Raw genomic sequence first — 13,303 nt, forward strand, 5'->3', positions numbered from 1 at the left:
AGCCGTCCACGCAGGGAGCAACCTGATGTCGTCATTTCCCCGGTCCACCGTGCTCGGATATCCGCGGATCGGCCCGCGAAGGGAGCTGAAGCGGGCGCTGGAGTCGTACTGGGACGGCCGCTCGACCCGCGCGGAGCTGGAGGAGACCGGCGCCGAGCTCCGGGAGCGGACCTGGCGGCGGCTCGCCGAGCTGGGCCTGGCCGGGCTGCCGTCCAACACCTTCTCGCTCTACGACCAGGTGCTGGACACGGCCGTGCTGCTCGGCGCGGTGCCCCGGCGCTACCTGGACGCCGAGGACCCCTACTTCGCGATGGCCAGGGGCACCGCCGGGCTGGCGCCGCTGCGGATGACGAAGTGGTTCGACACGAACTACCACTACATCGTGCCGGAGGTCGACGCCGAGACCGTGTTCAAGCTCGACGCCGCCAAGCCGCTGACCGAGCTGCGGCAGGCTCGGGAGCTGGGCTTCGAGACCCGGCCCGTGGTGATAGGTCCGGTGACGTTCCTGCTGCTGGCCGGCGCGCTGGAGCGGCTGGAGGAGGTGCTCGGCTGCTACGAGGAACTGCTGGCGCTCCTCGCGGCCGAGGGCGTGGAGTGGGTGCAGCTCGACGAGCCGGCGCTGGTGGCCGACCGGTCTCCCGAGGAGCTGGCCGCCGTCACGGCCGCCTACGAGCGGCTCGGGTCCGCTCCTTCGCGCCCCGGGCTGTTCGTCGCCTCCTACTTCGGTGATCTGGGCGAGGCGCTGCCCGTCCTGGCCGCGACGCCGGTGGAGGCCATCGGGGTGGACCTGGTGCGCGGCGGGCTGGACCGGCTCTCGGCGCTGGCGGGCAAGACCGTGGTGGCGGGCGTGGTGTCCGGGCGGGACGTGTGGCGTACCGCTCCGGGGCGGGCGCTGAGCCTGCTGCGGGCGGTGCGGGAGCACGCGGCGGACGTGGTGGTCAGCACGTCGTGCTCGCTCCTGCACGTGCCGTACGACGTGGCGGGGGAAGACGGGCTCGACCCGGCGCTGCGGGCGCGGCTGGCCTTCGCCGAGCAGAAGGTGGCCGAGGTGGTCGAGCTGGCGCGCGCCGACTTCCGCGGCGCCGAGGCCCCGGCGGCGTCGGTGGCGCTGGCGGACCCGGTCGTGTTCGAAGGGCGCGGGCCGTACGCGGAGCGCGCCGCGGCGCAGGCCGCGCATCTGCGGCTGCCCGCGCTGCCGATCACCACGATCGGGTCGTTCCCGCAGACCGGCGAGCTGCGCGCGGCCCGCGCGGCCGTGGTGGCGGGCACGCTGGAGGAGGCCGGCTACGACCGGCGGGTCGAGGCGGAGATCGAGCGGGTCATCCGGCTGCAGGAGCGGCTCGGGCTCGACGTCCTCGTGCACGGCGAGCCCGAGCGCAACGACATGGTCCAGTACTTCGCCGAGCACCTCGACGGCTTCGCGGTCACCAGCAACGGCTGGGTCCAGTCGTACGGCTCGCGCTGCACCAGGCCGCCGATCCTGCACGGCGACGTCGGGCGGCCCGCGCCGATCACCGTGCGGTGGGCCCGTCACGCGCAGTCGCTGACAGACAAGCCGGTCAAGGGCATGCTCACCGGGCCGGTCACGATCGTCGCCTGGTCGTTCGTCCGTGACGACCTGCCGCTGCGCGACGTCGTGTTCCAGGTGGCCGACGCGGTCAGGGACGAGGTACGCGACCTGGAGGAGGCGGGCGTGTCGATCATCCAGGTGGACGAGCCGGCGCTGCGCGAGCTGCTGCCGCTCAGGCGGGCCTCGCAGGCCGACTACCTGGAGTGGGCCGTGGCCGCGTACCGGAGGGCCACCTCGGGCGCGAGTGACCGCATCCAGATCCACACGCACCTGTGCTATTCGGACGCCGACCAGATTCTCGCGGCGATCGACGGCCTGGACGCCGACGTCACCACGATCGAGTCGGCCCGGTCCGGGGCCCGGATCCTGGGGGCGGTGGGCTCCTTCGGGCGCGGGCTCGGGCCCGGCGTCTACGACATCCACTCGCCGCGGGTGCCGAGCGAGGCCGAGGTGGAGGGGCTGTTGCGCGAGACGCTGAAGGTGCTGCCCGCCGGGCGGGTCTGGGTGAATCCGGACTGCGGGCTGAAGACCCGTACCTACGAGCAGGTGGAGGCGGCGCTGGCGAACGTGGTCGGCGCGACCAGGCGCCTGCGCGACGAGCTCGGCGCTACGTGATCAGCTGAAGGTCCAGGCGAGGTGGGCCAGGGCGGCGTCGGCGTAGTGGCGTGGGCCGGTGCTCAGGCCGTACGCGAGGTCCTCGATGAGCGCGCACCTGGCGTAGAACAGGACCCTGGCCCGGTCCGTCTCGTCGAAGTCGCGGTCGTAGTGCGAGAGGGTCTGTTCGAAGACCGCGGGGCCCAGGTCGCGGTAGATGAGCGCGAAGTCGTGCGCCGGGTCGGTGACGGCGGCGTCGGTCCAGTCGATGACGCCCGTCAGCGTGCTCGTCGCGACGTCGACCAGGAGATGCTCGCCGCCCAGGTCGTTGTGGCAGAAGCGCAGGGTAGGCGGCTCGTCGGGTGGTGTGCCGCGTAAGAACTCCTCCACCAGCGGCCGCTGATCGTAGGGCACGTGCCGCTCGACGTCGCGGTAGTCGAGCCCGGCGTCCATCAGCAGGGTGGGCGCCGGGTAGCGGTCGAGCGGCGCCAGCTCGCGCAACTCCCCCGGCTCGGCGCTGTGCAGGGCGCTGAGCAGGCGGCCCAGCGGGGCGGCCAGCAGTGCGGGGTCTGGGACCGGGTGCAGGTTGAGCGGCTCGCCCGGCAGCTTGCGGTAGGCGATCACGCCCCGCTCGTAGTCGGCGAAGACCACCTCGGGCACCGCCACGGTGGCCAGGTCGCGGACCGTGGCCAGCAGCTCGACCTCGCGACGCGTGGCCACCGGATCGGCGGCCCGGCTGCCCCGGACGATCAACTCCTCGTTGACCTCGTACACCTCGTTGTCCAGGCCCTGCCCGGACTCGGTGACGGAGCGCACCTCGACGTCGGGGAGGTGGCGGGCCAGCAACGCGCGGATGTCGCCGATCACACCCGCAGCCTAGAACCGCCGGGACCGGCGCGCGAGCGATATTTACTTCAGCGCTCCCGCGGTCAGCCCCGACTGGATCTGGCGCTGGAAGACCGTGTAGACGACCAGCATGGGCAGGATCGCCAGCGTCAGCGCGGCGAACAGGGCCGACCAGTCCTGGTCGTAGCCCGCGGCCGTCGAGATGTCGGCGATGCCCTGGGTGAGCACCCACTTGTCGCGCTCCTGCAGCAGCACCAGGGGGAGCTGGTACTGGTTCCACTGGCCGAGGATGTTGAAGATCGTGATGCTCACCAGGCCCGGCCTGGCCATGGGCAGCATGATCTGGAAGAAGACGCGGGTGTGCGAGGCGCCGTCGACCATGGCCGCCTCCCCCACCGCCGTGGGCAGCGTACGGAAGAAGGCCGCCAGGAAGAACACGGTGAACGGCATCGAGTAGGCGACGTAGACCAGCACGAGGCCCGCGTGGGTGTTCAGGCCGATGAGCGGGCCGATCAGCGGGACGTTGCCCATGTTCTGCACGACGAAGAACAGCGGCGTCAGCGCCATGTAGACCGGGAAGGCCAGGCCCGACACGAACAGCAGGTAGACGGCCCGGTTGCCGCGAAAGGGATAGCGCGCCAGCACGTACGCGGCCATCGAGCCGAGCAGCATGGTGCCGAACACGCTGAAGGTGACCACGATGAGGCTGTTGAGCATGTACTGGCCGATGTGCGCCTGTTCCCAGGCCCTGGCGAAGTTGTCCCAGTGCAGGGTGGACGGCAGCGACCAGGCGTCGCCGAAGATCTCGTCCTCGCTCTTGACCGACGCCAGGAACGTCCACAGGATCGGCACCACCGTGAGCAGGGTCCACAGCAGCAGCGCGACGTGCGACAGGACCGCCAGCGGCCCGAGCCGCCTGCGGCTCTCCTGGCGGGCCAGCTTGCGCGAGGTCGCTATGGTCCAGGGCATCAGTACTCGATTCGTTCACGCCGCGTGAAGCGCAGCGAAAGGATCGCGAACCCGACGGTGAAGAAGAACATCACGACGCCCAGGGCCGAGGCGTATCCGAAGCGGAAGTATTGGAAGGCGTTGCGGTAGATCTCGGCCGCCATGACCGTGGTCGACCAGTCGGGGCCGCCGTGCTGGTCGGTCATCACCCACACGATCGCGAACACGTCGAGTGCCAGGATGCCGAGATAGACCCAGGCCACCTGGACGGTGTCCCACAGCAGCGGCAGCGTGATGCGGAAGAACAGGCTCAGCCGCCCGGCCCCGTCGATCTGCGCCGCCTCGAACATGTCATTCGGGATGGAGGCGAGCCCGGCGGAGAAGAGCACCACGTAGAACCCGACCGCCTGCCAGACCATGACCCCGAGCACCGACCAGAACGCGACGCCCGGATCCGACAGGAAGCCGATCGGCTTGGCGCCCAGCGCCATCAGCGGCCCGTTCAGCATGCCGCTGCCGTCCGGCCGGAACACCTGCTGGAACAGCACCGCCACCACCGCGACGGCCAGCACCTGCGGGAAGAAGAACACCACCCGGTAGAACTTGGAGCCCCTGATCCCGCCCACGGCCCGCCCGCCGCCGCCCACGTTGAGGAGGAAGGCGAAGAACAGCGCGATGACGATCGTGACCAGGGGCAGCAGGACGAGCAGCCCGGCGTTGTGCGTGACCGCCTTCCAGAAGATCTCATCTCCCAGAAGACGGCCGAAGTTCTCCAGCCCGATGAAGGCCGGCGTGGCCGTGACGCCGCGCCAGTCCGTCATCGCGATGTAGAACGCCTGGATGTACGGCGAGATCACGTAAACCAGATAGAGGGTCACCGGGGCTGCCAGGAACGCGGTGATGAACAGCCCTCGGCGATACCTGTTGAACAGCATCAGCGCTTGTACTTCTTGATCGAGGAGTCGTTCTTGATCTCGTCGGCCTTCTTCTGCAGGCGCTCCAGGTACTTGTCGGGCGTGAGGCCGCCGGTCATGAGCTGGCCGGTGGCGGCGATGGCCTCGTCCTTGAGCTGGGCGTACCAGGTCTGCCAGCGGTAGTAGACGATGTTCGCGCCGGCGGCGGTGTAGGCCTTGGTGGCGCTCGCGGCGCCCGGCGACAGCTGCCGGCCCTCGCCCGCGCCCTTGACCGTCGAGACGGTCTTGACCATCTCACTGAAGTCGCCCGAGGCCTTCTTCGACAGCATGGCGCGCAGGTACTCCATGCCGCCCTGCGGGTTGGCGCCCTTGGCGGGGACGATGAAGTTCTCGCTCGGCTGGCTGTGGAGCGTGCCGTAGGGCAGCTTGTCGGAGCTGGTGAAGTCGGGGACGGGGAACATGCCGTACTCGAAGTCGGGCGGGGTCGTGGTCTTCTGCTCGTTCTCCAGCCAGGATCCGGAGGGCAGCATGGCGACCTTGTACTTGTTCTGGGCGGTCTGGGTCTGTACGTGGTCGAGGCCGGCGGTGCCCTCCATGAGGTACTTGGCGCCGATCTCGGCCCAGGCCGTGGCGGAGGTCTTCATGGCCTCCGTTGTCCAAGCACCGTCCTCGAGGTTGTCGATGTTGACGAGGACCTCGGCGCCGCCGATCTTCGCGGCCATGGTGAGCAGCACTTCGTACAGATATTGCGGGAATTTTCCGGCGTAGGTGAAGGGGGCCATCTTGCCGGACTTTTTGATGGCTTCGTTGAGCTTGAGGAACTCGTCCCAGGTCTTCGGGGGCACCCAGCCGTTGTCCTTGAACGCCTTCTGTGAGTACCAGATGCCGAAGATGTAGTTCACGTAGCCGAGCACGCTGAACGTGCCGTCGTAGGTGCCGATGTCGATGACGGCCTGGTCGATGGTGTCCCTGACCTTGGTGCCCGGGTCGTCCCAGCTCGGCGCGTCGAGCAGCGGGGTGAGGTCCTGGAGCTGGCCGTCCTGGGCGAGGGCGCCGAAGTCCATGGCGTTGGCGCCCGAGTTGTCGATCACGTCGGGCGGGTTGCCGCCGGCGAACCTCGGCTGGAGGACCTTGGTGATCTCCTTGGTGGCGTTGTGCTTGATCTCCACCTTGGGGTACTTCGACTTGAACAGCGGCTGGTGGATGTTCTTGGCGTAGTCCTGACCGAAACCGCCGTCGAAGATCCACACTTCCAGCGGTTTGGTGTCCGACACGCCGAAGGGGTTGGCCGCGCTGGTCGCGACCGGGGCGGCCGACGACGAGGCCGACGGCTTCGCGGCCGGGGTCGCGCACGCGGCGAGCGCGCCCGCCACGGGGACCAGAGCGGCGCTCCGGAGGAGCTCGCGCCTGGTGAAACGGGGGGTGTTCGGCATATTTCTACTCCTGACTAGTCATGCTCCGCGTCGGATCCGCCCTGCGTAGCGGCTCTCCAGGGCCTTGTTGTGCTCGTCGCCGCCGGCCACGTTGACCGACAGGTAGATGGGCGGGGTCTCGCCGAGCGCCACGAGCTCGTCCACCGCCTCGGTGACCACCATCTGCGCGAGCAACGCCGAGGTGACCGTCGAGATCGCGCCGTAACCGCCGCCGCCCGGCAGTTCGAGGATCGCGTCCCCGTACGGCGCGCCGTTGTCCAGCACGACGTCGGCCAGGTCGAGCAGCTTGCGGCCCGACGGGTGGCGCGAGGTCATCTGGCTGCTGTGCTCGACCGAGGTCAGCGCGATCAGGGGATGGCCGCGGTCCTTGACGATCGTGGCCAGCTCGACCACGGCGCCGTTGATGCCCGAGCTGGAGATCAGCACGAACACGTCCTGCGGCGCGACGGGCGCCAGCTCATAGATGCGGTGGGCGATCGCCGGATCGCGTTCGAGCTCGGAGGTGAGCACGCCCGGTGGCTGCCCGCCGTACAGGACGAGGTCGCGCGGGCTGAGCCGGTTGCTGGGCACCAGGCCGCCGGCCCGGCCGGCGATCTCCATCGCGATGGCCTCTGAGTGCCCGGATCCGAACGCGTTGACCACGCCGCCCGCCCTGAGCGACGTGACGAGCAGGGCGGCGGCGCGGCCAACCGGCTCCGCCTGCGACTCCACGACCTGATGTGCCAGCTCCAGGGCCTTCGTTGCGAACGTCATTCAGCCTCTCTCCACCCGATGGCTCTCCACGGCGCTGATCGTGAGCCCGAACGCCTGGTTGGTGCGCTCGTAGGTGCGCTGGGCCACCGCCACGTAGACGGCGTCGAGCACGAACAGCTGCGAGTGGACGGCCGCCAGCCCGCCGAGCCGGAACGTGGTCTCCCTGCTGGCGGTGGTGAGCACCAGGTCGGCCAGCTCGGCCAGCGGTGAGCGGGCGAACGAGGTGACGGCGACCGTGGTGGCGTCGTGGCTGCCGGCCTCGGCCAGGGCCTCCATGACCTCGCGGGTCCGGCCCCGGTGGCTGATGCCGATCGCGACGTCGCTCGAGCCGAGCAGCGCGGCGTCCGACAGCGCGACGTGCGCGTCGCCCGCGCTCCAGCACGGGACGCCGATGCGCCGGAACCGGCCTTCGTACATGGTGGCGACGTTCCCGCTGGTGGAGACGCCGACGAGGAGGACCCGCGGCGCGGCGACGATGGCGTCGGCCACCTGGGCGACGATCTCCGAGTCGAGCTGGGCGGCGGTGTCCTGGATGAGCCGGGCGTCGGCCGCGGCCATCACCTCGATCGCCGCGTCGAGCGGGTCGTCGGGCCCGATCTCGTGCCCCACGCCCGCGCCCCAGCCCGCCTGCGCGGCCCGGCCGGTCTCGGTGGCCAGCGCCACCCGCAGCTCCGCGTAACCGGAGAAGCCGAAGGCCCGGCAGAACCTGGTCACGGTCGCGGGCGAGCTGCCCGCGCGCTCGGCCAGGGCGATGATGGTCGACCGGGCCGCCTCGGCCGGATCACCGAGGATCACCTCGCCGACCCTGCGCAACGCCTCCGGCAAACCGGGTAGTTCTGTTTCCACACGCCCGAGGGCACCTGAAGTCACGAATATTCCTTCCGGATACCCGGTCTTCCGCCGAAAATTATTCTTGCTTCTCCGCTGAGTCAAGTCCCACAATCGGACCGTGACCAATTCGCTCACCATCGGGGTCGACGCCGGCGCCACCTCCACCCGCGTCGCGGTCCACGCACTGGACGGCACCCGGGTCGGTTATGCCAGGGCGGGCGCGGGCAATCCGACCGCCCACGGGCTGACCAACGCGGTGGCCGCGATCGACGACGCGCTCGGCCGGGCGCTGGCCGGGCAGGACGCGTCGGCGGTCGTCGCCTCCCTGGCCGGGGTCTCGGGCGTCGTCGACGCGATGGAGCCGGAGCTGGGCAAGGTGTGGGCGGGGCACGGCATCGCCTCGGGGCCGCGGCTCATGGGGGACGTGGTGATCGCGTACGTCGCGGGGTCGCCCGAGCCGGACGGCTCGCTGCTGCTCTCGGGGACGGGGGCGGTGGCGGCCAGGATCGCCGGCCACGAGCTGGACGCGATCGCCGACGGGCTCGGGTGGCTGCTGGGCGACGCGGGATCGGGCTTCTGGATCGGGCGCGCGGGCGCCAAGGCCGTCATCGCCGCGCTGGATCGCGGCTCTTCGGAGGGGGTGCTGGTCGAGCTGGTCGTCGAGCACTTCCTGGGGGCTGAGCGCGGTCCCACGCCGCGTAAGGTGGCCGATCGGATCGTCCGGCTCGCGCAGGCCGACCACATGCGCCTCGCCGCCCTGTCCGCGGTGGTCAGTCAGGCAGCCGAAGCAGGTGACCCGCTCGCGCTCGGCATCACCCACGAGGCCGCCGAGCGGCTGGTCGCCACCGTCCGGCGGGTGCACCGGTCAGGGCCGGTGGTGCTGGCGGGGAGCGTGCTGACGAGTGAGGGGCCGGTACGGCAGGCCGTACGGGAGTTGCTGGGCGGGGAGAGCGTGGCCACGGCGCGGGACGCGGCAGGGGCGGCGGCCTGGCTGGCGGCGCGCGACCTGCTGCCGGAGGCCGACCGGCGGGCGCTGCACGCGGCGTTCACCCTCAACCCTTGACCGCGTTCAGCCCTTTACGGCGCCCGCTGTCATACCGGCGCCGACGCGGCGCTGCAGGAACAGGAACAGCAGCAGCGCGGGAAGCGCGAACAGGCTGGCCGCGGCCATCGTCGCGCCCCAGTCGGTGCCGAACACGTCGCGGAAGGACGACAGCCACACCGGCAGCGTCCGCCGGTCCTGATCCTTGATGATCAGGACGTTGACGAACGCGAACTCGTTCCACGCCGTGATGAAGCCGAACAGCGAGGTCGCCATCAGCCCCGGCGCGAGCAGCGGGAACACCACCCGCCGGAACGCCATGAGCCGGCCGCACCCGTCGACCTGCGCCGCCTCCTCCAGCTCCAGCGGGATCGCCTGCAGGAACCCGCGCAGCGTCACGATCGTGAACGGCAGCGTGATCATGAAGTAGACGCCGGTCAGCATGGTCAGCGAGTCGAGCAGCTCGGTGTCCCTGGCGATGATGAACACCGGCACCAGCAGCGCCTCCCACGGCGCCATCTGGGCGGCGAAGACGGCGAGCACGAAGGCCCCCTTGCCCCGCCAGCGCATCCTGGTCACCGCGAACGCCGCCAGCAGCGCCACGACCAGCGCGAGCAGCACGGCCACCACGGTCACGACCAGGCTGTTGCGCCAGTAGGTCCAGAAGTCAGGCGCAGCGACGGCCGTGGCGAAGTGTTCGAGGGTGGGGTGTGCCGGCCAGAACGTGGGGGTGGCCGCCTGGATGTCGCTGGTCGGCTTGAACGCGGTGAGGAACATCCAGTACACGGGGAAGATCGTCATCGCGAGCACGGCCAGCGCCGCCGCGTTGAGCGCGAGCCGTTTCATGAGCGGACCATTCTGCGCAGGTTGCTGATCAGGGCGATGGCGAGGATGACGACGGTGAGCATGGCGACCGCGGAGCCCAGGTCGTACCGGTGCAGGACTCTGGCAATCTTGAACGCGTAGACGGGCAGGGTGGTGGTGGCGCCGTCGGGCCCGCCCTGGCTGAGGACCCAGATCTGCGGGAAGCACTTGGCCACCCAGATCACCTCCAGGGAGGTGATCAGCGCGAAGAGCTGCCGCAGGATGGGCACCGTGATCTTCCAGAAGACCTGCCGGCCGGTGCCACCGTCGATCCTGGCGGATTCGTACAGCTCGGCCGGGATCGTGGTCAGCCCCGCGTAGAGGGTGAGCGCGGCGAACGGCACCGACTGCCAGACGACCAGGACGACGAGCACGGCGAACGTGGCGGTGCCGTTCGCGAACCAGGTGTAGCCGCGGAAGGAGTCGAGGCCCAGCGTGACCAGCAGCCAGTTGACCACGCCGAGCTCCGACTGGAAGAGCCACTGGAAGATCGTGGTGGCCGCGATGACCGGGGTGGCCCAGGCCAGGGCGAGCCCGCTCATCACGGCCAGGCGCAGGCCGCGGCGGAGCCGGACCAGCATCAGGGCGACGCCGGTCGACAGGACCACGATGAGCACCACGTTGGTCGCGGTCCACCCGAGGGTGCGCAGCAGCACCTGCCAGAACTCCGCGCCCGTCAGGAGCTCCCGGTAGTTCGCAAGGCCGGCGAACGCGGCCCCGCCCCTGATGAGCTCGCCCATGCGGAAGTGCTGGAACGAGATCAGGGCCGCCTTGAGCAGGGGATAGAGCAGGAGGAAGGCCCCACCGGCCACCGTGGGCGCGATAAGCAGGTAGGGCCAGAGCGAACGCGACCTCACTTGCTGTTCAGGGTCGTCGTGATGGTCTCGGAGACCTTCTTCGCCTCGGCCGCCGGGTCGGCGCCGGTGAGCACGGCGGTCATGTACTGCTTGATGACCGAGGTGGCCTCGACGGCGGCCCAGTTGGGGGTGTTGGGGGTGGCCCGGCCGTTGGCGGCGGCGGTGGCCATGGCGGCGGTGCCCTCGTCACCGGCCAGCACGCCGGCGAGCGAGGTGCGGTTGGGCACGAAGCTCATCGTCTTGGCCAGCTCCGTCTGGAACTGCTCGCCGGCCAGCGCCTTGACGACTTCGTACGCCTGCTCCTGGCGCTGCGAGGCGACCGGGATGATCAGGTCGGAGCCGCCGGTGAACACGGTGCCCGGCTTGTCGGCCGTCTTGCCGGGGATGGGGAAGAAGCCCATCTTGCCCTTCATCTTCGGCTCGACCTCCAGGACCCGTGAGGCGATGCCGGGGACGGCGATGATCTGGGCGACCTTGCCCTGGGCGAACACCTCGTGCTGCGGCGGGTTGGCCTCGTCGGCGTCCTTGGGGCCCTTGCCGAGGGCTTGGAGGCGCTGGTAGAAGTCCATGCCGGCCAGGGCCTGCGGGGTGTCGAGGGCGCCCTTCCACTTGCCGCCCTCCTGGATCGCCAGGTCGCCGCCCTCGTCCCAGACGAACCCGGCCAGGGCGTACCAGGTCTGGCCGGTGAGGTAGATGCCTTGGTCCTGCCCCTTATTAAGCTTCGCCGTGATATTTAGCCATTCGTCCCTGGTTTTTGGGGCTTTGATCCCGGCTTTGAGAAATATGTCCTTGTTGTAGACGACGACGCGGTTGGCGGCGTACCAGGGGATGCCGTACTGCTTGCCGTCGATGTTGCCCGGCTGGGCCAGGCCCGGCAGCCAGTCCTCGCCCTTGAGGTCGGCCACCTTGCCGGTCAGGTCCTGTACGCCGCCGCTGGCCGCGTACTGGGCGACCTGGGTGTTGCCGACCTCGATCACGTCGGGGGCGTCGGTGCTGGCCAGCGCGGCGGTCACGCGCTCGCCGATACCGTCCCAGGCCTGGATCTGGATGTCGAGGTCCGTCCCCTGGTGCGCGGCCTCGTAGCCGGTCTCGAACGTCTTCAGCAGGTCCTTCGTGACGCTGCCGTCCATGATCCAGACGGTCAGCTTGGCCGGGCCGCTGCTCGCGGGCGCTCCGCCGGTCGGCTTGGCATCGGAGCCGCACGCGCCCAGCGCGAAGACGGCCGCCAGAGCCAGGATGCGGTACTTCATCGTCGTTCACCTTCTGGTGGGGGGTGTGTATCGGCGGTGCTCTCAGGAGCTGGGGACCGTGTCCTGGAAGGCGGTTCCGGCGGTGCGGAAGGTGCTGACCCGGCTGAGCACGTCGGCGGGCGAGACGACCTCGTTCTTGCTGTGGTAGACCCAGTCGACCTGCTGCCGGTAGCTACGCGGGGTGGTGCCGCCCTGCAGATCGATGAACCACTGGTTGAACATGATCCACATGGGCGTCTCGGGGTAGTAGATGTCGCCGTGGTCGGCGAACAGCCGCCCGTCGATGTAGTACTTGATGCGCCCGCCACTGACCTGGATGACCAGGTCGTGCCAGCCGTTGAAGCTCGTCCGCTCCTCGGTGTGGGTGTTCACGGCCTGCCAGGGGTCGGCCTGGTAGGTCTCCCAGCTCGTGGTGTAGAGGATGTTGCCCGGCTCGCCCCAGCCGCCGTTGGGCAGGTACTCGAAGTCCAGCTCGCCGTAGTCGGGGTCCATGTTGAAGGTGAGCGGGGTGATCGTGAAGAACGTCTGCACCAGGTGCTCGCCGTCCGGGCCGCTCGTCGGGGCGTCGCTGAAACGCACCCTGGCCGCGTACGTACCCTCGCGGAACTTGCGGGCGGCGGTGGACAGCTCCGTCTGGACGGTGCCCGAGGCGGTGCCGTTGGTCGAGGAGTCGAGCGTGAGCAGGCCGCCGGGGAACGTGATCGCCGACGGCGACCAGGTGGCACCGGACACGCCGGGGCCGCCGGAGCTGGAGCGGACCGTCCAGCCGCGCTGGGACAGGCGCGGGTCGGCCGAACTGGTGTAGCTGAAGTCGTCGAACAGCACGCCCTGCGAACCGGGCGGGGTGACGGTCGGCGTCGGGGTGGGCGTCGGGTCGCTGCCTGTCGGCCGGCCCCAGGCGAGCTGGCCGTTGACGTAGACGGTCACCTTGTCCCAGTTGGCGTAGGCGGTCTGGGAGCCGAAGGAGTAGTCGTCGCTCTGGGTGAAGTTCTGCCAGTCGGCGCGGTAGAAGCGGAGCTGCAGGTCGCCGGTGTTCGCGCCGGGTGCGAGCGTGCCGGAGGTGAAGGCGACCTCCAGGTACTGGTCGGCACCCGACTGGCGGACGAACTGCCCCGTCACCGTCGAACAGCTCACCACTGCCCATGAGCAGGCGAAGCGGTACGTCTCCGTGCCGGTCAGGTAGTAGCGGATCTTGACCTGGTTGAGCGGGATCGACGTGGTGCCGTCGTTGTGGAGCTGGAACCAGGGCTCGGCCTGGGCGGTGGTGGCGCCCGGGGAGCTGGTCTTGTACTGGAGGCGTACGGCCTGCTGGGCGTTGGCCGGGGTGGTCAGCGCCAGGGCTACCAGGATGAGGGGGAGGGTCAGGCTGAAGAGGATCCTCACGGCATTCCGCGTCATGGC

The 13,303-nt window shown here is 69.8% G+C and carries 12 protein-coding genes; 2 read left to right on the plus strand and 10 right to left on the minus strand.

All coding sequences use genetic code 11. The features are described 5' to 3' along the window. The first annotated feature begins 25 nt into the window (after positions 1–25). Positions 26–2,185 carry a 5-methyltetrahydropteroyltriglutamate--homocysteine S-methyltransferase gene (metE, locus tag ACGFNP_RS58465; RefSeq protein WP_393333441.1) on the plus strand — a complete coding sequence of 720 codons (2,160 nt, stop codon included), beginning with the start codon at positions 26–28 and terminating at the stop codon, positions 2,183–2,185. Here the strand turns inward: metE and ACGFNP_RS58470 are convergent, their stop codons facing one another. The 6 genes from ACGFNP_RS58470 to ACGFNP_RS58495 are packed head-to-tail and all read right to left on the minus strand — an operon-like array spanning position 2,186 to position 7,904. Continuing rightward, the gene (locus tag ACGFNP_RS58470; protein WP_393333444.1) at positions 2,186–3,031 is read right to left on the minus strand and encodes a phosphotransferase family protein; all 846 of its coding nucleotides are present in this window, start codon (positions 3,029–3,031) and stop codon (positions 2,186–2,188) included. 42 nt (positions 3,032–3,073) lie between these two features. Further along, positions 3,074–3,979, minus strand: a complete 906-nt coding sequence (locus ACGFNP_RS58475) for a carbohydrate ABC transporter permease (RefSeq protein ID WP_358338615.1) — start codon at positions 3,977–3,979, stop codon at positions 3,074–3,076. Then, positions 3,979–4,893 carry a sugar ABC transporter permease gene (locus tag ACGFNP_RS58480; protein WP_358338618.1) on the minus strand — a complete coding sequence of 305 codons (915 nt, stop codon included), beginning with the start codon at positions 4,891–4,893 and terminating at the stop codon, positions 3,979–3,981. Before ACGFNP_RS58480 ends, ACGFNP_RS58475 begins: the two co-directional genes overlap by 1 nt. Beyond that, positions 4,893–6,305: an N-acetylglucosamine/diacetylchitobiose ABC transporter substrate-binding protein gene (gene ngcE / locus ACGFNP_RS58485; protein WP_393333448.1), complete on the minus strand. Its 1,413-nt coding sequence runs from the start codon at positions 6,303–6,305 to the stop codon at positions 4,893–4,895. Before ngcE ends, ACGFNP_RS58480 begins: the two co-directional genes overlap by 1 nt. Before the next feature lie 18 nt (positions 6,306–6,323). Further along, on the minus strand, positions 6,324–7,058 hold the full coding sequence (locus ACGFNP_RS58490; protein WP_393333451.1) for a sugar isomerase domain-containing protein: 735 nt from the start codon (positions 7,056–7,058) through the stop codon (positions 6,324–6,326). Continuing rightward, positions 7,059–7,904, minus strand: coding sequence for a MurR/RpiR family transcriptional regulator (locus ACGFNP_RS58495; protein ID WP_358338627.1), 846 nt, complete (start codon positions 7,902–7,904; stop codon positions 7,059–7,061). Between the two features lie 103 nt (positions 7,905–8,007). Here ACGFNP_RS58495 and ACGFNP_RS58500 point away from each other — a divergent pair, with 103 nt between their 5' ends. Next, entirely contained in the window at positions 8,008–8,952 is a 945-nt protein-coding gene (locus ACGFNP_RS58500) for a BadF/BadG/BcrA/BcrD ATPase family protein (RefSeq protein ID WP_358338630.1), read from the plus strand. Positions 8,953–8,958: 6 nt separating this feature from the next. Here ACGFNP_RS58500 and ACGFNP_RS58505 read toward each other — a convergent pair whose 3' ends face one another. From ACGFNP_RS58505 to ACGFNP_RS58520, 4 genes are read right to left on the minus strand one after another with little or no spacing between them, the layout of a single operon-like run. After that, a complete protein-coding gene (locus tag ACGFNP_RS58505; protein WP_393333455.1) occupies positions 8,959–9,777 on the minus strand; it encodes a carbohydrate ABC transporter permease in 819 nt (272 codons plus the stop codon). Next, positions 9,774–10,652, minus strand: a complete 879-nt coding sequence (locus ACGFNP_RS58510) for a carbohydrate ABC transporter permease (protein ID WP_393333458.1) — start codon at positions 10,650–10,652, stop codon at positions 9,774–9,776. The genes ACGFNP_RS58505 and ACGFNP_RS58510 overlap by 4 nt, the downstream gene beginning before the upstream one ends. Further along, positions 10,649–11,902 carry an extracellular solute-binding protein gene (locus tag ACGFNP_RS58515; protein ID WP_358338639.1) on the minus strand — a complete coding sequence of 418 codons (1,254 nt, stop codon included), beginning with the start codon at positions 11,900–11,902 and terminating at the stop codon, positions 10,649–10,651. Before ACGFNP_RS58515 ends, ACGFNP_RS58510 begins: the two co-directional genes overlap by 4 nt. A 42-nt stretch (positions 11,903–11,944) precedes the next feature. After that, positions 11,945–13,300, minus strand: coding sequence for a cellulose binding domain-containing protein (locus ACGFNP_RS58520; RefSeq protein WP_393333462.1), 1,356 nt, complete (start codon positions 13,298–13,300; stop codon positions 11,945–11,947). Positions 13,301–13,303: the final 3 nt, after the last annotated feature.

It is taken from the genome of Nonomuraea sp. NPDC049269, assembly GCF_043197155.1.
In the GTDB taxonomy this organism is placed as follows: Bacteria; Actinomycetota; Actinomycetes; order Streptosporangiales; family Streptosporangiaceae; genus Nonomuraea.

What these genes read in the sequence shown, in the direction of transcription:
- ACGFNP_RS58480 (WP_358338618.1), bottom strand. Translation starts at nt 4,893, where the DNA reads ATGCTGTTCAACAGGTATCGCCGAGGGCTGTTCATCACCGCGTTCCTG.
- ACGFNP_RS58505 (WP_393333455.1), bottom strand. Translation starts at nt 9,777, where the DNA reads ATGAAACGGCTCGCGCTCAACGCGGCGGCGCTGGCCGTGCTCGCGATG.
- ACGFNP_RS58490 (WP_393333451.1), bottom strand. Translation starts at nt 7,058, where the DNA reads ATGACGTTCGCAACGAAGGCCCTGGAGCTGGCACATCAGGTCGTGGAG.
- ACGFNP_RS58520 (WP_393333462.1), bottom strand. Translation starts at nt 13,300, where the DNA reads ATGACGCGGAATGCCGTGAGGATCCTCTTCAGCCTGACCCTCCCCCTC.
- ACGFNP_RS58515 (WP_358338639.1), bottom strand. Translation starts at nt 11,902, where the DNA reads ATGAAGTACCGCATCCTGGCTCTGGCGGCCGTCTTCGCGCTGGGCGCG.
- metE (WP_393333441.1), top strand. Translation starts at nt 26, where the DNA reads ATGTCGTCATTTCCCCGGTCCACCGTGCTCGGATATCCGCGGATCGGC.
- ngcE (WP_393333448.1), bottom strand. Translation starts at nt 6,305, where the DNA reads ATGCCGAACACCCCCCGTTTCACCAGGCGCGAGCTCCTCCGGAGCGCC.
- ACGFNP_RS58475 (WP_358338615.1), bottom strand. Translation starts at nt 3,979, where the DNA reads ATGCCCTGGACCATAGCGACCTCGCGCAAGCTGGCCCGCCAGGAGAGC.